Origin of the sequence: Lysinibacillus sp. BNK-21 (genome assembly GCF_048684915.1) — a bacterium.
Taxonomy (GTDB): Bacteria; Bacillota; Bacilli; order Bacillales_A; family Planococcaceae; genus Lysinibacillus; species Lysinibacillus capsici.
Genome location: NZ_JBLQTS010000001.1, coordinates 2494901 through 2513984, shown reverse-complemented (window position 1 = coordinate 2513984; position 19084 = coordinate 2494901). Strand labels below are relative to the sequence as shown.

General features: G+C 39.0%; 33 protein-coding genes. 20 read left to right on the top strand and 13 right to left on the bottom strand.

Annotated features, from left to right (window positions below; genetic code table 11):
- Positions 1–37 precede the first annotated feature (37 nt).
- Both ACMGGO_RS12905 and ACMGGO_RS12900 read left to right on the top strand, forming a co-directional pair.
- Positions 38–238 carry a hypothetical protein gene (locus ACMGGO_RS12905; RefSeq protein ID WP_048393883.1) on the top strand — a complete coding sequence of 67 codons (201 nt, stop codon included), beginning with the start codon at positions 38–40 and terminating at the stop codon, positions 236–238.
- A gap of 158 nt (positions 239–396) precedes the next feature.
- The gene (locus ACMGGO_RS12900) at positions 397–696 is read left to right on the top strand and encodes a hypothetical protein (RefSeq protein ID WP_048393880.1); all 300 of its coding nucleotides are present in this window, start codon (positions 397–399) and stop codon (positions 694–696) included.
- A 116-nt stretch (positions 697–812) separates the two neighbouring features.
- Here ACMGGO_RS12900 and ACMGGO_RS12895 read toward each other — a convergent pair whose 3' ends face one another.
- The gene (locus ACMGGO_RS12895) at positions 813–1313 is read right to left on the bottom strand and encodes a hypothetical protein (protein ID WP_048393879.1); all 501 of its coding nucleotides are present in this window, start codon (positions 1311–1313) and stop codon (positions 813–815) included.
- 239 nt (positions 1314–1552) lie between these two features.
- Here ACMGGO_RS12895 and ACMGGO_RS12890 point away from each other — a divergent pair, with 239 nt between their 5' ends.
- From ACMGGO_RS12890 to ACMGGO_RS12875, 4 genes are all read left to right on the top strand, one after another.
- Positions 1553–1939 (top strand): hypothetical protein, encoded by a 387-nt coding sequence (locus tag ACMGGO_RS12890; protein WP_103117954.1) that lies wholly within the window; start codon positions 1553–1555, stop codon positions 1937–1939.
- Positions 1940–2015: 76 nt separating this feature from the next.
- The gene (locus tag ACMGGO_RS12885) at positions 2016–2636 is read left to right on the top strand and encodes an NAD(P)-dependent oxidoreductase (RefSeq protein ID WP_048393876.1); all 621 of its coding nucleotides are present in this window, start codon (positions 2016–2018) and stop codon (positions 2634–2636) included.
- Between the two features lie 15 nt (positions 2637–2651).
- Positions 2652–2828 carry a hypothetical protein gene (locus ACMGGO_RS12880; protein ID WP_175400806.1) on the top strand — a complete coding sequence of 59 codons (177 nt, stop codon included), beginning with the start codon at positions 2652–2654 and terminating at the stop codon, positions 2826–2828.
- A 166-nt stretch (positions 2829–2994) separates the two neighbouring features.
- On the top strand, positions 2995–3150 hold the full coding sequence (locus tag ACMGGO_RS12875; protein ID WP_016993988.1) for a hypothetical protein: 156 nt from the start codon (positions 2995–2997) through the stop codon (positions 3148–3150).
- Between the two features lie 197 nt (positions 3151–3347).
- On the opposite strand, the gene ACMGGO_RS12870 is transcribed toward ACMGGO_RS12875, so the two are convergent.
- Positions 3348–3548: a hypothetical protein gene (locus ACMGGO_RS12870; protein WP_403019107.1), complete on the bottom strand. Its 201-nt coding sequence runs from the start codon at positions 3546–3548 to the stop codon at positions 3348–3350.
- A gap of 150 nt (positions 3549–3698) precedes the next feature.
- On the opposite strand from ACMGGO_RS12870, the gene ACMGGO_RS12865 reads away from it, so the two are divergent.
- The 3 genes from ACMGGO_RS12865 to ACMGGO_RS12855 all read left to right on the top strand — a co-directional run bounded on the left by ACMGGO_RS12865 (position 3699) and on the right by ACMGGO_RS12855 (position 5272).
- Positions 3699–4028, top strand: a complete 330-nt coding sequence (locus ACMGGO_RS12865) for a hypothetical protein (RefSeq protein ID WP_048393875.1) — start codon at positions 3699–3701, stop codon at positions 4026–4028.
- A complete protein-coding gene (locus ACMGGO_RS12860) occupies positions 4012–4650 on the top strand; it encodes an O-methyltransferase (RefSeq protein ID WP_328025305.1) in 639 nt (212 codons plus the stop codon). The genes ACMGGO_RS12865 and ACMGGO_RS12860 overlap by 17 nt, the downstream gene beginning before the upstream one ends.
- Before the next feature lie 64 nt (positions 4651–4714).
- Positions 4715–5272, top strand: a complete 558-nt coding sequence (locus ACMGGO_RS12855; protein ID WP_420281947.1) for an isochorismatase family protein — start codon at positions 4715–4717, stop codon at positions 5270–5272.
- Positions 5273–5290: 18 nt separating this feature from the next.
- Here ACMGGO_RS12855 and ACMGGO_RS12850 read toward each other — a convergent pair whose 3' ends face one another.
- Together ACMGGO_RS12850 and ACMGGO_RS12845 are read right to left on the bottom strand one after the other, a co-directional pair.
- Positions 5291–5449, bottom strand: coding sequence for a hypothetical protein (locus tag ACMGGO_RS12850; protein ID WP_420281946.1), 159 nt, complete (start codon positions 5447–5449; stop codon positions 5291–5293).
- Positions 5450–5797: a hypothetical protein gene (locus ACMGGO_RS12845; protein WP_420281944.1), complete on the bottom strand. Its 348-nt coding sequence runs from the start codon at positions 5795–5797 to the stop codon at positions 5450–5452.
- A 297-nt stretch (positions 5798–6094) separates the two neighbouring features.
- On the opposite strand from ACMGGO_RS12845, the gene ACMGGO_RS12840 reads away from it, so the two are divergent.
- Positions 6095–6976 carry an AraC family transcriptional regulator gene (locus tag ACMGGO_RS12840; protein WP_420281943.1) on the top strand — a complete coding sequence of 294 codons (882 nt, stop codon included), beginning with the start codon at positions 6095–6097 and terminating at the stop codon, positions 6974–6976.
- 12 nt (positions 6977–6988) lie between these two features.
- Here ACMGGO_RS12840 and csaA read toward each other — a convergent pair whose 3' ends face one another.
- The 3 genes from csaA to ACMGGO_RS12825 all read right to left on the bottom strand — a co-directional run bounded on the left by csaA (position 6989) and on the right by ACMGGO_RS12825 (position 8005).
- Positions 6989–7321 carry a chaperone CsaA gene (csaA, locus tag ACMGGO_RS12835; RefSeq protein ID WP_004228641.1) on the bottom strand — a complete coding sequence of 111 codons (333 nt, stop codon included), beginning with the start codon at positions 7319–7321 and terminating at the stop codon, positions 6989–6991.
- Positions 7322–7409: 88 nt separating this feature from the next.
- Positions 7410–7586: a hypothetical protein gene (locus ACMGGO_RS12830; RefSeq protein ID WP_004228639.1), complete on the bottom strand. Its 177-nt coding sequence runs from the start codon at positions 7584–7586 to the stop codon at positions 7410–7412.
- A 77-nt stretch (positions 7587–7663) separates the two neighbouring features.
- Complete coding sequence (locus ACMGGO_RS12825) at positions 7664–8005, bottom strand: DUF7668 domain-containing protein (protein ID WP_420281942.1); 342 nt, start codon at positions 8003–8005, stop codon at positions 7664–7666.
- A gap of 116 nt (positions 8006–8121) precedes the next feature.
- Between ACMGGO_RS12825 and ACMGGO_RS12820 the strand changes: the two genes are divergently transcribed.
- The 3 genes from ACMGGO_RS12820 (at position 8122) to ACMGGO_RS12810 (ending at position 10133) form a co-directional block, all read left to right on the top strand.
- Complete coding sequence (locus tag ACMGGO_RS12820; protein WP_048393866.1) at positions 8122–8406, top strand: DUF5316 domain-containing protein; 285 nt, start codon at positions 8122–8124, stop codon at positions 8404–8406.
- Positions 8407–9298: 892 nt separating this feature from the next.
- A complete protein-coding gene (locus tag ACMGGO_RS12815) occupies positions 9299–9607 on the top strand; it encodes a hypothetical protein (protein WP_004228634.1) in 309 nt (102 codons plus the stop codon).
- 106 nt (positions 9608–9713) lie between these two features.
- Entirely contained in the window at positions 9714–10133 is a 420-nt protein-coding gene (locus tag ACMGGO_RS12810; protein ID WP_048393864.1) for a hypothetical protein, read from the top strand.
- Between the two features lie 38 nt (positions 10134–10171).
- On the opposite strand, the gene ACMGGO_RS12805 is transcribed toward ACMGGO_RS12810, so the two are convergent.
- A complete protein-coding gene (locus tag ACMGGO_RS12805; RefSeq protein WP_066038485.1) occupies positions 10172–10555 on the bottom strand; it encodes a VOC family protein in 384 nt (127 codons plus the stop codon).
- Positions 10556–10716: 161 nt separating this feature from the next.
- Here ACMGGO_RS12805 and ACMGGO_RS12800 point away from each other — a divergent pair, with 161 nt between their 5' ends.
- A complete protein-coding gene (locus tag ACMGGO_RS12800) occupies positions 10717–11529 on the top strand; it encodes a DnaD domain protein (protein ID WP_048393860.1) in 813 nt (270 codons plus the stop codon).
- Here ACMGGO_RS12800 and ACMGGO_RS12795 read toward each other — a convergent pair.
- Entirely contained in the window at positions 11515–12435 is a 921-nt protein-coding gene (locus ACMGGO_RS12795; RefSeq protein WP_374806124.1) for a phosphotransferase family protein, read from the bottom strand. The two genes, ACMGGO_RS12800 and ACMGGO_RS12795, sit on opposite strands and share 15 nt — an antisense overlap.
- 369 nt (positions 12436–12804) lie before the next feature.
- Here ACMGGO_RS12795 and ACMGGO_RS12790 point away from each other — a divergent pair, with 369 nt between their 5' ends.
- Positions 12805–13581: an N-acetylmuramoyl-L-alanine amidase gene (locus ACMGGO_RS12790; RefSeq protein ID WP_048393857.1), complete on the top strand. Its 777-nt coding sequence runs from the start codon at positions 12805–12807 to the stop codon at positions 13579–13581.
- A gap of 106 nt (positions 13582–13687) precedes the next feature.
- Positions 13688–13972: a hypothetical protein gene (locus ACMGGO_RS12785; RefSeq protein WP_048393855.1), complete on the top strand. Its 285-nt coding sequence runs from the start codon at positions 13688–13690 to the stop codon at positions 13970–13972.
- A gap of 44 nt (positions 13973–14016) precedes the next feature.
- Here ACMGGO_RS12785 and ACMGGO_RS12780 read toward each other — a convergent pair whose 3' ends face one another.
- From ACMGGO_RS12780 to ACMGGO_RS12765, 4 genes are all read right to left on the bottom strand, one after another.
- A complete protein-coding gene (locus ACMGGO_RS12780; RefSeq protein ID WP_048393853.1) occupies positions 14017–14625 on the bottom strand; it encodes a copper amine oxidase N-terminal domain-containing protein in 609 nt (202 codons plus the stop codon).
- A gap of 129 nt (positions 14626–14754) precedes the next feature.
- Positions 14755–15246, bottom strand: a complete 492-nt coding sequence (locus ACMGGO_RS12775; protein WP_054549411.1) for a DUF2975 domain-containing protein — start codon at positions 15244–15246, stop codon at positions 14755–14757.
- A gap of 142 nt (positions 15247–15388) precedes the next feature.
- Complete coding sequence (locus ACMGGO_RS12770) at positions 15389–16096, bottom strand: DNA alkylation repair protein (RefSeq protein WP_259949118.1); 708 nt, start codon at positions 16094–16096, stop codon at positions 15389–15391.
- Between the two features lie 165 nt (positions 16097–16261).
- The gene (locus ACMGGO_RS12765) at positions 16262–16882 is read right to left on the bottom strand and encodes a hypothetical protein (protein ID WP_259949120.1); all 621 of its coding nucleotides are present in this window, start codon (positions 16880–16882) and stop codon (positions 16262–16264) included.
- A 226-nt stretch (positions 16883–17108) separates the two neighbouring features.
- Here ACMGGO_RS12765 and ACMGGO_RS12760 point away from each other — a divergent pair, with 226 nt between their 5' ends.
- The 4 genes from ACMGGO_RS12760 (at position 17109) to ACMGGO_RS12745 (ending at position 18831) form a co-directional block, all read left to right on the top strand.
- Positions 17109–17498, top strand: a complete 390-nt coding sequence (locus tag ACMGGO_RS12760) for a KGG domain-containing protein (RefSeq protein WP_259949122.1) — start codon at positions 17109–17111, stop codon at positions 17496–17498.
- Positions 17499–17677: 179 nt separating this feature from the next.
- Entirely contained in the window at positions 17678–18232 is a 555-nt protein-coding gene (locus ACMGGO_RS12755; RefSeq protein ID WP_404804036.1) for an integrase, read from the top strand.
- Positions 18233–18303: 71 nt separating this feature from the next.
- Entirely contained in the window at positions 18304–18486 is a 183-nt protein-coding gene (locus ACMGGO_RS12750; RefSeq protein ID WP_227744851.1) for a hypothetical protein, read from the top strand.
- A gap of 126 nt (positions 18487–18612) precedes the next feature.
- Positions 18613–18831 carry a hypothetical protein gene (locus ACMGGO_RS12745; RefSeq protein WP_115673747.1) on the top strand — a complete coding sequence of 73 codons (219 nt, stop codon included), beginning with the start codon at positions 18613–18615 and terminating at the stop codon, positions 18829–18831.
- The last annotated feature ends 253 nt before the right edge of the window (positions 18832–19084 follow it).

Below are 19084 nucleotides of genomic sequence, written 5' to 3'. Positions count from 1 at the left end.
CCTGCATAAACATAGAAAACGATAGGAGGGAAACCGATTGCGATGGCAAGAAGGAGAGTTAAAAAGCACTAGGAAGGTGAAAAAAGTGGAGCATAAAACGGTGGTCAAAAATGGCATTGGCTTTGGTTCGGTTTTAGCGATTACGATCTCCTGGAGTGTGCATCACTCCATCATTTGGGCAATCATCCATGGCTGTTTTAGCTGGCTGTATGTTATTTACTACGCCATCATGCGCTAAGCTTGTAGGTCAGCCTATCAACTAAGATGTTGTTTGAATAAAAATAACATTGGGTACATAAAAACAAAGCGTTCATAATTTTTAATGAGCAAGCATAAATAACAAAGTGCTCTTTTCCAAAGTACCAATTGTATGAACGTAGAAGAAAGGTTGATAGAATGACACATCAAGTAACGGCTTTAAGTAATGTTAATGGTAATGCTACAGGCGTGGAAGGTATATTACAAAATGTAGCATTTATTTTATCGACGTTTACGATTCCTTGTCCGCTCCGCGAATATGTGACAAGGTCTGATATTCGTAAACCCTTCCAGCGTATGAAGAAAATAAACACAAAACGCCTCATAGAATGTATCCAACGTTTTGAGCCACGAGCTGTCGTAGTAGATGTTGATTATCTTGGCGATGTGAATAGAGGAAAATTAGAGCCCATTGTCAAAGTCATTGTCAATGAATAGCTGAAAAAATATGAATTCTGCCAGGTATGGTTTCACGAACCTGGCAGAAGATTAAATGTGCTTATAGTGGTAGGATTATGGTATATGAATTGGTGTCAAGTAGGATAATGGAACAGTTACGCGTTTCTAATGGCAATAATTTGCTGGCAATCAATGATAAGTGGTGTGGCTGCTGCAGCATCTACCTCTAAGAATGTAGCACAGCAAGTTTTAGGATCTAAGCTGATGAATAAAATTCCTGCAAAGCTACCGCCACCTGCTAAAATAACATCTACCAAAGTGCCAGGAGATAAGCATCTTAATAGATGACAAATACAGCCTTTACACTTGTGATCTTTGGAATAATCCTTCTCGTAGTAGTACTCTTCCTCCTCTTTTTTGCAAGAGCAAGAATCCTCCTTATGTTCCCATTTACAATGGTCATCCTTTTCATGACACTTACATCGCTGATGCTTCTGTTCCCATTTGCAATGCTCATGCTTGTGTTTGCATTTGCATCCTTCTTGTTTGTGTTCACATTTTTTTTCTAAATGACAATAGCATTTTACATATTGTTCACAGCACTTTTCTTTTTTATGATTCCAATTCATATATTGACTATATCTACTATCCTGCATCTTTTAATCTCCCTTTTTGTTAGTTTTTTAGTAATGGTAGCGCTAACCTTTACATTTCTAATCTATGAAGCCACAAACAAAACTTCTTGGTAATTTGCCCTTTGTACAAAAAGAAAATTATTTTTTAATAATTAAAAAGAGAGAAATAGCCATACATAGCTGTGAGAATAATAACAATTTCAGGGCAAAAGATTGCTAGACTTCCGCCTGTAAATTTCATGGAGAAATGGAGCGAGTGTATGAAAAGTGTCCTGCAAATCTTCTTTTTATTCATGTGCTTACTGGTTGTGATGTCATTGTGGATGGCACAAAGGGAGCCTTTAGCTATAGCTCCGAGCACCGAAAGAGCAACTCCCTATGCTGAAGAGCTTGGCGAAAAATTACAAGCTACGAATTTTACAAAACAAGTGTTACAGGCGATACGGTCGGCAGGCTACTCGCCTGATAGTACAGTTGGTTATCTAATAGACTCTCCAGCGCATCAAGTCATCACTATTCAATTACACGATGGGGAAGAAATTGATGTAAGTACAGAAAGTGAAATTCAATCGATTATCGATGAGCTAGCTGAAAAGAATAATATGCATCTATTTATGGTTGATGTTCAATTACTAGAGCGTGAATAGTAGAGGGGAGGCACTGTGATCTGTGCCTTTTTACATATAAAGGGAATTGTAATATAATGATAAAGAGGTGAGAGAAATGAAAATTTTAATATTAGGCGCGAGTGGACGTGTCGGCAGCCATTTGGTAGAACTAGCAATAAAGGATCAGCATGAGGTCACCCTATTAGTCCGAAATCCCGATAAATTACCGCACCATCATCAACAGCTGTGTGTAATGAAAGGGGATGTTTTAAACAAGCAGGATATCGAGCAGGCAATGCATCATGTGGATGTGGTGGTGAGTGCATTAAATACAGATGGAGGCACTACATTATCGGCTAGCTTACCATTGATTCTTGAAGCGATGACAAAGCAACAGGTGACAAGAATCATTACGATTGGAACAGCAGGGATTCTACAAAGTCGTGTAACGCCGACTCTTCTTCGTTACCAATCAACGGAATCGAAACGAAAATCGACCTTTGCTGCACAGGAGCACCAACGTGTATTCGAACAGCTACAGCAATCTGCAATGGATTGGACAATTGTTTGTCCTACCTATTTACCTGATGGGGCCTGGACAGGAAACTACCGCGTTGAACGTAACTTCTTGCCAGAGGGAGGTAGCGAAATTTCAGTAGCGGATACAGCAGATTTTGCCTACCAACAAATCTTCAGTGAGGAATTTTTGAAAACACGCGTCGGACTTGCCTACTAGAAAAGGGGAAATATAGTGAAATATATTCATGCCATCTTCGGGATGGTAATCATTGTGGTTGGATGTGCCTTTCTCAGTACAACCATAGAGGAGGCGCCTGTTAGAAATGTGATGCTAAAAGTCTATGGAGCTATTATTGTGTCCATCGGCTCTTTCTACCTCAAAAAAATTGCGAAATTTGGTAAGCAATAAGCACTTTTACATAAGGATAGTCTAAATGGACTTATCCCTTTAACCTTTCTTTATCCTAAATCGTCTAAATGATAGCTATTTTAGTGAAAAAATATACTGTTATTTTCCTTTTTATAGAAGGTTTGCTATACTTTATGTCGAATATATCTATTGAAGAGGTGATTGTATGGACAAGGAGATATCAAATAACTATCAATATCCTAAACACCTAACAAGCCTTGATGGAATCGAAACGACAGAATTATATGTCATCAAGATAACAAAGGAACAAGTGGATAGGTTGATTGAGGATATCGATCAAACATTAAAGACGTCGACATGACGTCTTTTTTCATGCCAAAAAAGGCCACCTTCCAAGGAAAGTGACCTCAAAACAGGAGAGCTGTGGAAAGGCTAGATTTGCTTTACCCTACTATTTGTATGTAAAAGTAATCTTGTTAGCTAGCCATTTGCCTGAAAGATAGATGAAATTTACTCGATTTTCTAGCAACTCAGTTCACTATCCATATATGTACTACCTCAGTTCTTCTGACATGAAAAGGAGTAATTCAAAGCCAAATAATCGCGGATGATAGTAGGCTGTCCACCATTTTCAAGACATAGCTTACTGGCAATTTTAATTTCCTTCTGATTATAGTGAGATTGTGCTCCAATCAAAAATATGCCTGACAGTATCAATAATGTACCGATGCCCAACACATATTTTGTAACCCTTTTCACTCATCTAACCTCCATTTCGATACGTTTACCCTATTGTCTAACATATGTTGAAGCATGAAAGCATTATGTTTAATTGACAATTTGTATACATTTGTATACAATCAGTTTAAATTAATGTATACAAATGTATACAAAAGGAGTGTTTTAGAAATGAGAGGATCTGGATTTAGAGAGCATATGAGAGAGGGACATCACCGTGGAGGACGCCACAGAGGCATGGAAGGCGCGCCACAGCGAGGAGCAAAAACGTTCCGACGCGGCAAAGCGATTTCATTTTTAGAGATGCTGCATGTGAAGCGAGCTACCATTAAACAGCAATTAGAACAGCCAGAATTTCAATCGATTCAGCAAATTTTAGTCGGTGAATTAAAAGCCATCGATCTAGTTATCCAAGAATTTTGCCAGTTGTTTGATATTCAAGAAAATGAAACCAACGACAGTCTACAAGAGGAAGATAACGCACATGAAACAAATGAATAACTATATAGATGAGGTATTTTATCAGGACGATGCCCTATTAGAGGATGTCCTGTCCTCTATTGCCGAAAATGGTATGCCTGCTATTTCTGTCTCTCGATCATCAGGAAAGCTGTTGACGATGCTTGTATCGATTACTAGCTCAAAGGCTATTTTAGAAATTGGTGCTCTTGGCGGCTATAGTGGTATTTGTCTGGCGAGAGGAATGGAAGGGAAAGGCAAACTGACATCCCTAGAGTTAGAGGATAAATATGCACAGCTAGCCGCCAAAAACCTTGCCAAGGCAGGCTTTGCTGAGCAGGTAACGTATATGACAGGTCCTGCATTGGATAGCCTTGAAAAGCTTGTGGCAACGGGACAGTGTTTTGATTTTTTCTTCATTGATGCTGATAAGGATAACTATGAAAATTATTTAGACTATTGCATACAGCTAGCAAGCCCTGGTGCATTCATTGTGACAGATAATGTCCTAGCAGGAGGCAGTGTAGCAGACCCTATGGCGACACCCAAGCGCTATACAGCCATCATGAAAAAGTTCAATGTCACAGTGGCTAATCATCCGCAGCTGGATTCGATTCTTTTACCCATTGGGGATGGTATGACGGTTTCAAAAGTTATAAAATAATGCATATCAGAAATTAACTATTAATGGTAAAATGTTGTTAGCAAACGATAAGGGAGAGATGCTTTTGAAGCAAGCACTAGTGATCATTGATGCACAGCAAGAATTAATCGAGGGGAATCAGGATGAACAAGCCGTCTATCGCAAGGATGAATTGCTTAAAACAATCAATGCCGTTATTCAAAAAGCTATTGAGGCAGAGGCACATATTATCTTTGTGCGTGATCGGGATGTAGCTGGTGGAGAAGGGAAAGGCTTTCAGGTACATCAAGCGATCCAAGTACCTACTACCGCTGTTTATTTTGATAAACTGGCTACAAACGCTTTTTATAGGACGGGATTACTCGATTACTTACAGGCCAATGAGGTAGAGCATTTGGTGATGATGGGCTGCAAAACCGAGCATTGCGTGGATACAGCAGTTAGAGCAGCAACTATACAGGGCTTTGATGTCACTTTAGTGGGAGATGGCCATTCAACAAATGGTTCCGACTACTTATCACCAGAAGATACGGTTGCACACCATAACGACATCCTACATGGCCATTACAATGTGGATCATTTCTCACTTGTACGAAACGCCGACGAAGCATTATTTGAACCCACACATCATAGTTATCGTTAATTGTAAAATGACCAAGAATCAAGGTTCTTGGTCATTTTTACATGGTGCTTGATAATCCTTTTTAAGTACAATCCCCATACAGATAGCCATAAGCCCACAAAAAGCTTGGAATAGGAGAAGGGCAGCTACCACATTGACCCAACCGATGATTAAAAGTAATCGCTTACTATTCACCATTTATTGTTCTCCTTCATCATTTCTATGTAAATAAAGTGCCATACCTAACACGCATAGTAGTAGAATTGAAAAAATAATAGACATTATCGCTTGATAGACAATGGCAGTTATGAACAAAAACAATAAAATAATCAGTATGATGAGACGGAGTAGGAATTTTGTTTTTTTACGAATGGCGAAAAAATCCTGTAGAATAATGAGTAAAAAGCTCACACCAAATAGGAGAGCATATTCAAAAATGATTAGAGGATGCGCATTCGGTATATCCCCATTATGAAAGTATTTTAAAATAATTATAGGAATGAGTATGTATTTTAAATACTTGTACCACTGGAAAAGACGATCCATGTTGCTGCCTCCAGCTCAATAGACTAATTTTACAAATATTGTAACGAAAATTATGATCCGACACAATGATCTTTTATTTTCATAGGGCCACTGTGCGAGCAGTGACCCTAAGTATCAAGTCAGGAGGTGTAAGGCTAAAATTAGCTTTACACTATTATATGTATGTGAAAGTAGCTTCAAAAGCTAGTTATCTGCCTGCTCGATAGATTATTTTTTGGAAGGCGACTAAATGGGGCACCAATTGTCGGATGAAGGGCTACTATTCCTGCTAAAGTAAAGATAAGGAAGGTGAAAGAAGTGGATTCTTTAACAAGGTTGAATAAGGCGATTACGTATATCGAGGCCAATCTAACAGAGGAAATTGATGTGCAAGAAGCTGCGAGATTAGCTTATTGCTCGGAATACCATTTTAAACGTATGTTTTCCTTTCTAGCAGGCATCTCGCTATCAGAGTATATTCGTCGTAGGCGTCTGACGCTTGCCGCACTGGAACTATCAGATTCATCTATGAGAATTCTCGATATCGCGATTCGTTATGGCTATCGCTCTGCAGATGCATTTACAAGAGCCTTTCAGCAAATGCATGGCATCACACCATCGGAGGCGAGGCAAAATGGTCAGCACCTAAAAGCGTTTCCACGAATGACCTTCCAACTTACCATACAAGGAGGTTGTGAAATGAATTACCGACTCGAACAAAAAGAAGCGTTTCACATCGTGGGTCTTATGAAAAGAGTACCTATCGTCTTTCAAGGAGAAAATCAAGCGATAACTGAAATGGCACGTGCATTAACAATGGAGGATATTGGGCAACTAAAAAAGCTGTCGAATCTAGAACCAACAGGAATCATCCAAGCCTCCACAAACTTTTCTGAGGGCAGAATGGAGGAAAAGGGCGAGCTTGATCATTATATCGGCGTAGCCACAACCGAAACGTCTCACCATTTTTCACAGTTGGATGTACCCGCTTGTACGTGGGCTGTCTTTCAAGCGGTTGGACCATTCCCACAAACACTGCAGGAAACATGGGGGCGCATTTATGCGGAGTGGTTCCCATCATCTGGCTATGAACAGGTTGCTGGTCCAGAAATCGTGCGCCATACAAGCACGGATTTTTCCTCACCAACCTTTACAAGTGAAATCTGGATACCACTTCAGAAAAAGAAGCCTCTTGCATAATGCGAGAGGCTTTTACTGTATTTTCGTTCCATTGGGCAGCTGCTGATCGGGCGTTAACAGGATTACATCTCCCTCCACAGGTACACCACCAATGACTAATACCTCTGACTTAAAACCCGCAACGCGACGTGGCGGGAAATTAACAATCGCCACTACTTGCTTCCCAATAATGACTTCGGGTGTATAACGCTTCGTAATTTGTGCGGAAGACTGTTTAATGCCCAATTCTTCACCAAAATCAATTTTCATTTTAATCGCGGGAACCCGAGCCTTTGGCAGTTCCTCAGCCTCTAATACCGTGCCGATTCGTATATCAAGTGCTATAAAATCTTCAATTGTCGCCATCACTGTACTCCTTAAGCTTTTATGACAATGTTAGCATTTAATAGAAAAAAATACAAAAAAGAAGAGCACATAGCGTGCCCTTCTCTCGTTAACGACGATGCTCTACCAGGTCAATCGCACCTAACACAATGTGTGCTAAGCCAAAGCCAAAAATCGTATTGGCCACCATTTTGTTAGAGCCATGTTTTTGCTTCATTGCATAGCCTGCCGCCGTAACAGCTGACCCGAGTATAGTGGGGATTAAACCTTCACGAATTCCATTCATAATTTGATCCCTCCGTCGTATGATTAGGCGTGAGTTTCACACCATACTTACTATGAACGTTTGGCGCGGATACTATACTAGGCATCAACCGTATCAATCATGAAAGCAGTGATCTCCGTTTGATCTGTATTTGTATAGGCCTTGCAAAAAAGAACCACAGCACTTTCTTCATCATCAAACCATAAATAGCGAATTTCTGTTGTAAAGCAACTTTGGTCATTCATTTCATACACATCAATAGCTACGGAAGCTTCATCCAGCGGCCATGTTAAGGTACCTTGCAAGGCGAAAACCTCCTGCAGAAATATAGCAGTATCCTCTGTTAATATCTTCTCCTGTTGAAGTTCCTCATATCTATTATGTACTAAATCATCTAAGGTCATTTTCGTTAATGCTCTTATTTTGTCTTTCATTTGCATAGCCTCCCTCCTTATAGTTATTTTACTGGAAAAGGAAAAATTTTGTATAGGTACATAGGGATTTATTGAGACGAAAAAGAGCGGTTAGCCGTATAATAAACGAAGGGGGGCTGAAAATGAAGTATATAGGCATTGGCACCATCTTGTCCATTCTAGGTGTTATATGCTCCATTCTCATATGGGGTACAGAGAAAGCCCATTTGCTTTCAGGGCTACTCGGTGGAATTTTCATCGTTTCTGCCATGTTATTGTCAGGAGCCATCGCAAGCGGAGATAGAATGCGCGCCAATTTCGCAACAGAAACCAATGAAGACAGAAACGAACGCAATCTTCTCATGAATAATGCGTTACTATTAGCAATACCAAACATTATCGTAGCAATCTTTGTGTATTATCTATGAAGCTAATAGCAGCCATCAATTAAGAATAAGCCTTGCATTCAACACATTTAGCATTCAATCCACCGATTTGCATGAGCAATCTATTCTAAGCGATTCTATCCATCAAAATGAGCGTTGTATCCGTCAGATTAGACAGTATATCCGTCATTTAGCATTCTATCCACCGATTTGAAATGAGCAATCCATTCTAAGCATTTCTATCCATCAAAATAAGCATTGTATCCGCCAGATTAGACATTGTATCCGTCACATTTAGCATTCAATCCACCGATTTACATGAGCAATCCATTCTAAGCATTTCTATCCATCAAAATGAGCATTGTATCCGTCAGATTAGACAGTATATCCGTCAAATATAGAATTCTATCCACCGATTTGAATGAGCAATCCATTCTAAGCATTTCTATCCAACAAAATAAGCGATGTATCCGTCAGATTAGCCATTGTATCCGTCACATTTAGCATTCAATCCACCGATTTGCATGAGCAATCCATTCTAAGCATTTCTATCCATCAAAATGAGCATTGTATCCGCCAAATTAGACAGTATATCCGTCACATTTAGCATTCTATCCACCGATTTGAAATGAGCAATCCATTCTAAGCGATTCTATCCATCAAAATGAGCATTGTATCCGTAAAATTAGACATTGTATCCGTCACATTTAGCATTCTATCCACCGATTTGAAATGAGCAATCCATTCTAAGCGATTCTATCCATCAAAATGAGCATTGTATCCGTAAAATTAGACATTGTATCCGTCACATTTAGAATTCTATCCACCAATCATTACATATAAAAATCATAAAAAGTGTCACATCTACCCTAGGTGTGGCTTTTTTTGTTGCATTTAATAGAGAGGAGTACATTTGCAATAGAGAGGTGGTACTATGCAATTAACAGATGGTACACAGATATTTGACACGGACATCATTGATGAGGCTGCTAAAAAGAGGGAGCGTGATGAGCAGGAGCGGGAGATGCTCAACGCCTTTGCCCGCTATGCATACCTACGATATAAGCAAATACGAGACAAAGTAAATCCGCGGAAATGCAAATATATGTATATTCATCAGGTACGTCAGCAATTAGCATTACCTGCTAGACTACAACGTGTTTGCAAGCTGCTAACGATGACGGAAGAGGAAGTTCTCTACATTGTTGAATTTGTGCGGAAGTATTTGAAATACGTTAAATAAGCCTCATCTACAAAGATGGGGTTTTTTTACATAATTTCTAGGGAGAATTGTTTCTCAACAACCGCTCCATATAGTATGATGAACGTGTATAAAGGAGTGAGCGTAGTTGAGATTGATTAAATTTCTAGTGGTAATTGCTATATTTGTTGGTGTAGTGGGGTATGGTGTACTACATTTCGGCACAAAATTTGCCTCTGAAAAAATTGTAGATACCTTGTCGACAGAATTAGAAAATAGCGGACAAAAGGAAGAAATCAAAAATACCATTGAAAATGACCCACAATTAAAAGCCTATATGGAAGAGGCGAAAACGGTCGATAGCAGTACATTACCGTTTACGACAAAAGAAGAGGCAACGAAAGTCTTAATTCAAAAAGTGGGCATTACCGATTTGAACGACATGCGTGTAAAATTGCAGGACGGCTCGATGACGCAGGAAGAAGCTCTACAAATGGTGGAAGGCAAATTATCCGATGAAGAGATTGCAGCTTTAAAAGTCATTGTCTATAAAGAGCTTTATGAATAACAAACAGCAGAAGCAATTGTTTGCTTCTGCTGCTTGCATTACCCATTACAGATCATGATTATATTTCCATCTAAATCTTGAATGTTGAAGTAAGCAAAGTCATCAAAACGTTCTATAGGCCGAACAATCGGAATGCCCTTGTCTTGCATAGACTGATAGGCATCGTCAATATTGTTTGTGTAGAAATTAAACAACACATGCTTGGACGGCTGTAACTGAAAGCCAGGATCAAATGTGTGATCGTCTAAGGTAATTCCCGTCTCAGAGGAAATGGGTAAATTGTAGACAGGCGAAACTACCTTCTCTTCACAAAAGGGCAGACCAAGAAGTTGGCTATACCATTCTGCTGATTGACGTAAATCTCGGACATGAATAAAAACATTATTCACCTTCTTGGTAAGAGGGGACGTTACAAAATTCATTCTTTCTACCACCTTTCGCTTGTTATTATAGGAATTCGCTAAAAAAATTTTTTCACCTGCTTAAAAGAGCATGCTTCATGGCATGTTCTTTTTTTATGTCCCATTTTTAAAAATTTTCTTTATATAGTTAGAAAGGACATTAGATGGAAAGAGGGATCGTCATGATTTATCGAGTAGCCAAAAAGGAGAATTATGTGGTTTTGGATAAAGCATTTTTAAATGATGAGCAATTAAGCTGGAAAGCAAAGGGTCTGCTTGCCTATATGCTGTCTTTGCCAGATGATTGGTCATTTAGTCTTGCAGATTTAGCAATACGTAGTAAATGTGGGCGGGAAGCGACAGCCAAAATTTTGGACGAACTCATAGAGGCGGGCTATCTTCAAAAAGTACAGGAACGAGGAAAAGACGGCAAGTTCGGTAGGGTAGAATTTTTCGTCTATGAAGCATCAAAACGTGCTGCTATACCGTCAACGGGAAATTCGTCAACGGTCGTACCATCGACGGAAAAGCCCACACTACTAAATAATAATTTACTAAATAATCAATTACTAAAAGATAAAGATGATAAGGAGTCTACTAACACTGCCTACCACTTTTATGTGCAACAAGGCTTTGGCAAACAAACAGCCTATATTGCTAGTAAAATTCGTCACTGGCTCACTATTTTTTCAGAGGACATGGTCATCTATGCGATGAAGCTAGCGGTGGAGCATAATGTTTTACGCTGGCGGTATGTAGAGAGCATCTTACAAAATTGGTGCCATCAGAACATAAAGAGTCTTGCAGATATTGCTATCGACCAGCAGCGTTTTCAAGCCCACAAGCAGCAAGTGTCATCACATTCTAAAGCTAGACGACGGGAAATCATTCCGCAGTGGTTTCAGCAGCGTGGTGATCAGGAACAAGAATTTCAGCCAACAATTGATTTTGCAGCAGAACGACAAAAAATTTTAGCCCTCTTACGGAGTGAATAAATTCTCCGCATACCATAAAGGCTTAATCGATGAAAAGTTATCATGATCCTGTAAAATCATGTGAATTCTTTCCAACGCATCGTCAAAGGAGCGTGGGTCATAGTGACGAGTCCAAACAATGGTTGAAAAGACAGTCATGGCTGCATAGAGGGCATATAACTGCCAAAACATATCGTCTGGTGAAGATGAAAAATAGCCATCAATCTGCCCAATACAATAGGGGATACTTTGTCGTCTACTAAACAAGGCAAGATTATAAAAGTCATGATAAGGATCGCCCACATCATAGCCATTAAAATCTATCACCCCATTGTAAGTATGTCCTTTACAAATAATGTGACCGAGATGAAAATCATCATGAAGCAGGGTGATGGGGCGTTGCTTTAACAGTGGTAAGTGCGTTTCAATAAAGCGCAATAGTTTAGCTTCTTGTGGAAGTTGATAGGCATCTTGTTGGTATGCCTTCAAATAGGTAGAAAACTTTTTGAGCTGTGTTGTCTCCCAATGAATTATTTGCGGAGGGCTCACTTGATGTATTTTTCTCAATTCTTTCCCCGCCGCAAGACCAAGGTGGAATTGCTCAGAGTCAGAAAGTTCCTGAATAATTTCATCTGCTGGTGTTTCTTCTAAAAAGCTAACGACCATTGCGGATACGTTGGCTTCCTGAAACAAGGTATAGTCAACGGCTTTATGTGTTCTTACACCCTGCTTTGCTAACTCTTGGAGCAAGGAAAACTCTACTGCACGTTTGTCATGATGTGCTAGATCTGACAAGCGCACCAAATAGCGCGTTTCACCAACTGTTACCAGATACTTGCTATCAGGTGAATAGCCTTTGTTAATTTTCACTAGCTGTGTAAAGCCGTTTAAGCTTGGTAATTGACGAATAATCTCTACTGCCTGCACACTTTCTTTCCTCGCTTTCAATATTTTAGAAGAACTAAAATACTACAGAAAACAATACTTTGTCAATGCTTGGAAGCGAGAAAAGAGGTTATAAAATCATAATGAAAAAATAGTAAAAGAGCACAACTAACTAGAAAACACTTTTGTGCGCGCATTTACTAATAGTAAGTGGATGTCCTTGTGACATTCACACTTCATAGCTTCGAGGAAAGAGAGGTGAAACGATCGCAGTAGCCTTAAGCGCGAAAAGAAGCTAATAAGCCTCAAAAGGAACCTCTAATTATCTGTTGTTTACCCTAAAAAACCCAAAAAGAAGAAAAGAATAACATAGCGTCAGTCGCTAAAAATAATAGGAAAGGACGGTGCAACATGAGTTATGTTATTGAAAAACAGATGATGTCAGGGCTACCGAATCAAGCGCTAACGGCAGTCAAATACGTTGTGGCGCATGAATCAGGTAATGGCAGCAATACAGGTCCAAATGCATTGGAAAACGAAATTGCCTATATGAATCGAAATAAAGCCAATGCCTTTGTTTCTCACTGGGTAGGCGGTGGTGGAAGAATCGTACAAGTAGCCCCAGTCAATCGCGTGCAATATGGCTGTGGACCAAAGGGAAATCCGTATAGCTATGCCCAGGTGGAATTGGCACGGACTGCTGATAAGGAACAATTTAAAAAGGACTATGCGGCTTATATTTGGCTGTTACGTAAGCTTGCGATAGAGGCAGGGATTCCGACTGTTTTAGATGGTAGCGGCAACGGCATTAAGTCACATCGATGGATTGCGGAAAATCTAGGAGGCACTACGCACAAAGATCCTTTTGACTATTTAAAAAGTATGGGGATTACAGAAGCACAGTTCCAGCAAGATATTAAAAATGGGCTTGAGGAGGGATTAACAGTGTCACAATATAATGAGCTAAAACAAGAAATAGAAACGTTGAAAAGCTTACTAGCTGAAAAAGCTAGTTTACAAACAAGCAGAGAAGTGGGAGCAGCCCATAAAGAGGCTTGGGAGTGGGCTATTAGCGAAGGCATTATCCGAGGCGATGGAAGTAAGAACATGAATCCAGCAGGCGCCTTAACAAGAGAGCAAATGGCGACCATGCTGAAACGCTATTACGACAAATTTATAGCCAACTAATTGTGTAGGATAAAGCTCCTATGTCATCACGAGCTTTATCCTTTTTCATTGAATAAAGGTTTTTTCAAAATTTTGTCGAATGTAGTAGAAGAGAGGAGGGGTTTTGATGTTAACCAAAATAAGAAAAGTAAAATTTGAACAAGAAAGAAAAAATCCATTATACCAGGTGGTGATGGAATGTCCCGATGGTAAGCAACTCTATGTAAAATTTGATTATACGTATAAAACAAAAAATTTCTGGCCATTAGAAGTGAATTATAATAAAAAGAACTATGGTGCAAAGCTAGCATGGTATACAAATGAAGTCGAGAATATGACAGTGGCTTTATTTCTAGAAACGATTGCTGGTAAAATCAACAAGAAGTATGATTTTAACTTTAAGAAACAATAAAAAAAGCAGCACCTTGTAGGAGCATACTGCTTAAGACTTGTCCATTATTTAGTTGAGATATAAACAACAAGTGCTGCCTCATCAAATGTTACATTTGCGCCAAGTGCTTGACTGACAAAGCGTAAAGGCACCATTGTTGTACCTTGATATATTTCAGCAGGATGGCTGAGTGTGATTGTTGATGCAGAACCATTTGTATCAACATAAGCCGTTTTATTCCCCACACCAATCACAATTTTTTTACTGTCCTTTGTTGCCGTTACTTTTTTCGTTGCATTATCATAGCTAACCGTTGCCCCAAGAGATTCAAAGATTGCCTTCATTGGCACTAAGGTTGTGCCATTTTTCATATAAGCGCTAGGCGTATAATTTTGCTTCACGTCATTTAAATAGACAGCAACCTTCGTTAATACAGGTGCTACAGTTGCTTTAGGTGTTGGCGCAGAATAACTTTGACCGCCTGAAGAAGACCCTGCATCATTGCCACCATTGCCATTATGATAATGATAGCCAGAACAAAGCCCTTTAGCCTTTGATTTGTCAGAACAGTTGTGACCGCCATTGCTATCTAAACGCCCTGGATGTGCGCTCGCAATAGAGGCTGTGGTGAAAAATAATGTAAGCATCGCCATCAACAAAACCAATTTCTTCATATAAATCCTCCAATTATCAAAATATGTAATTATTATACTATTGAAAAGAGAATTTTGATATGTTTTTATAGGAAATTAGTTTTAACCCATTAAAAGGCACTACCAGTCAAGATTGGTAGTGCCATTTTGTTATACGGTTAATTGATTTTCGTTTTGGAGATCAATGGCTTTTTGGAGCAGTCGATGCAGAACGGCTGCAAAGGTTGCAATCGTACTGGTTACAAAGATGCTGATAAGTGTCAGCGTAATAATTCCTGTAATATCTTCCTTGCCAGTAAACATTATCATAATTGATGTAATACCTAGCACAAGGCCGGCTACAATAGTGAGAGCACAATTTTTGATCGTTCTCAAAGCCCGTACAGATGATTTGGAGAACGCTTTATGCTGGTCGATGTTCGTTAAGAGGCGATAGGCCTTATACAACGCCGTGTAATAGGGAATGCATAGTGCATACACATAGAGTAAAAAAAGATAAGACAAATAGGAGGATTCGGGATGTGCCGCTGCATCTCTACTGGCTATCCCAGGTAGCCAAAATAGTCCTAAAGCTAATACAGGGATACCTAGCAGCATAATCACACTCTTTAGGAAAATGGTTGACCCCTTTTTATGTTTCATACAATACACCTCACTGGTAATGATATATTGATTTTAAAATAAAATTTATCGATTTTCAATAAAAATATATTATTATTCATTGATTTTTTTCTTTTCAAAAGACATCCATCCTTATAGGATAGATGCCTTTTAAGTGGGATGATTAACATCTTACATATTTACGTTTAAAGCCAATTCTGCCTCGCTCTATTTCCTTTTGAATTGTTTCATAAGCATTTAGCTGTGTGCTTTTCTTGTTGTCTCGCTTCATTTCTACAGGACCAATCGCTTGTGTGGTTGCTACTGCTTGTTCGTGGAGCGGCACATAGGAAATAGCCACTGTGTATAAAAAATTATTCATGGCCGATTTTGTACGTTCGGGTACGTCGTGGATGGTATTTTTCACAACATCCAGCATGTTAGCCAGCTTGCTCTCGGAAAATTCGCTATCCTTGCGATTCCCTAATAGCCAGCAATAGCAGCTCCAGCCCGCAGACATTTTCAGTTCCTCACCACTGGCAATCCACGCATCCGCCACCTCCTGAGCAATCGGTGCCTCTGCTAAAGTAACCGCTACTACATAATCCGACAGCATATAAAAATAAGCTGCCTCCATCCATCGATTAAAATCTTCCACAGTCATGGCTTTTGGATCTGCTATGATGCCAGCAAAGTACATCGCATCATAGTTGCCAGTAGCATAAAGCTCTTCTGCTAGAGCCTGATCGATTTTAATTTTCTTCGCAATAGGCTTCATGGCACCTGTTGCCACACCAAATAACGGCTCATGGGCGCCATTTGACATATATATTTTTTTCGTCCGTTCTTTGCCAAGAGCCTCTAGCTCCTGCATCACTAATTCAGCATTCATAATAGCACTTCCTTTTTTTCTGTTTTCTAGATTATTTTTATTATCCTATAAAGAATGTCTTTTTGTAATGGAATAAAAGCATATCATATTAGAATATAAAATATCATATCTGAATATATTTTTGTCAGTCATTTTATATAGAAGGAAGTACCTATTTCCAATTAGCTAGAGCCTATTCCAAATAAACATAAATTGAGCTGCATCCGATTCGAGGGCAATTTGATGATAGTCTGTTGAATCATCATCTGTAATCAAGCGACCTTTTTGCACGTTTAAAATGGCATGTTTAACAGAGTCTGGATGTTCAATCGCATAGTGGGAGTCTTTTAGAAGAGTGAGGGCAGATCGACATTTATGTTTATCGATGCGCTCATTTTTTCCTTTAAAATACAGCTTAATTAAATAGGGCACATCGTCAATGATTAAACCGAGCTCAGGATTGGAACGCACAATTAAATCGTCACAATACCAATTCGCCTTACCTGGTTCAAACCACTGTACGTTTTTATTTTTTAAGAATCTTATATAGGCTTTAACGGCTTCTTGGTAATTTTTCTGGCGTGCAGGAAGGGCATTATCCACGATGTCGAGTAAATAGGTATCATTAAAACAATGTTCATGGTATTTTTTTAATCCATCACGCAAGGCTTTCCAATAATCTTTTATTGGATGGTACTCTCCCTGATATTTTATATCCTTCACAAACTTTGTCTTTGCTGCACTTCCCTTCATTGTGAAGTCTGTAAATTGTGTTAAACCAATAGATGGCTTTGTGAGCGTCGTCATTTTTCCATCACCCTTCTTTCATCATCGCTGACATACTATAGATTAGTATTATATTGGAAAGGGTACATGTATATGATTGATGGGCTTGTTAACAATCAGCTCCTAACAGTATTCTATTACAATAAGAAAATCAATTTTTTAAAAAAATATGTTTAGATGTGTTTTGACTGGGAATATAAATAGCGAGCTAGTAAAAAGCTCAAAAAAATATTTAGGAGGAATAGAAATGGCTAACAAGCAAAACAATCGCAACAGAAACAACAATGAAAACATGACTGTCGAAGAAGCGGGACGTAAAGGCGGAGAAGCTACCTCCAGAAATCATGACCGTGATTTTTATGAAGAAATAGGACGTAAAGGCGGCGAGGCTACGTCTAAAAATCATGGACATGAATTTTATCAAGAAATTGGCCGCAAAGGTGGAGAAGCTACGGCTGAAAACCACGGCGAAGAATTTTATGAAGAAATTGGCCGCAAAGGCGGAGAAGCTACCTCTGAAAAGCACGACGACGATTTTTATGAAGAAATAGGACGTAAAGGTGGAGAAGCACGCAGTAAACAGCGTAGTAACAACTCCAACAGCAATCAAAATCGTCGAAATAACAACAATAACTAATCACTTTTAAATAGCTTGAAACCCTTCACACACAGGGCGTTTGTAGTTTTAAACTACAGGCGCCTTTTTTGTTGTTAAGTTCCTCTCAATCCACAGGATAAATTTGTTGAATTTCTCCTAATTGTAGTATATATTTAATCCGCTTCTATTTGTTTTTAGAGGAAATGAGGATAGAGAGAATGACACAACTTATAGATAAAGAACTATTTCAGGTAATTCAATCCGTCGTGAAGGCTGTGAACATGACGGTCAAGATAAAACAAGATGATTCAGGTATTAATATGAGCTATAACTTTATTGGGGATTATGTAGGATTTGATGCGAAACGATTAGTAGAGGCAAGAAATGAACTAATGCTTCCAACTTCTCTTGAAATTTATGTCAAAACAATGACCCTTCATGAGCTAGGTCATGCAGTGGATCGACAAGCATTACAGGCGTCACTTCCACGTACAATTGAAATCTTTACGATGAAAAAGCAACATGCCTTAAAAGAAATATATCGTCAGGAACAACTACTAGCCATGCTGATTGAAGAACATGAAATGAATATTCAATTTGAGCAAACGGCTTGGGAAAATGCATGGATGCTTAACCATACACATCACTTAGTTCCTGAAAAGGACTTTGACTATATCAAACAGCATAGCCTAGCGACCTATCAGCGTTTATATGAGCAAGATTTACAAGCTTATCACCATCTTTTGAACCAGCAGATGGTGCAATTAGTTTAGCTAGAAATAATCATTTCATACCGTCGCGGGAATAGATCAAACCAAATAGGGCAATGTAATACTACTTGGAGGTGATCATTTTGACAAAGGGCAAGCAATATAAACGTCAGTCAGAGTTGGCGGAATTAGCGACAGATTTAAGTCCAGATGATTTAGATGTGCGCGAAGAAAATGCTTTAACACAAGAGCAAAAGAAAAATTCGAGCGAAGGAAATCGTTCAAAAAAATCTGCCACACGCAAATCGCAATCATAACGTAAACACCACAATCATTTCCGATTGTGGTGTTATTTTATCTATAGCCACTTTTACATAGAACTGTACTACCGAGCATTGATTTAATGTTACAATTTATAGAATGAATGAAAGGAGCTGGAATAAATGATTTTATTTATCGTATTTGTTGGAGTTGTCGTTGTTATAGGCATCGTCAGTAATGCAAATAAAAATCACAGCAAATCACATGAGCACAATCACCATATCCATTCCACTAACGAATTTTCAACAAATGATGCATATCTTTCCTCCCAGGACAGCCAACATTGTGCTGATTCTAGTGCTACTACGAGTGACTCATCCTGTGGCTCCGGTGGGGAATGAAGGTGGCCCATTCTGAATTATGGAGATATTGCTAGTAAATTGGCTTACGAGGATTCAAAGTAATCGAACTAAGAGCAAATTTTTTATAACGTGATCAAAAGCGGAGGAGGTCTGTTTTGCACCGATCTCTTCCGAAGTACATATGTAAAATTTCATCACCTCACCACTAGTAACTATTGTTACTAGAGAAGTTGTGAACTGTTCTTTAAGATATAGCGAAAATGAAGCAACAGGCGTAAGATAGAGGAATAGA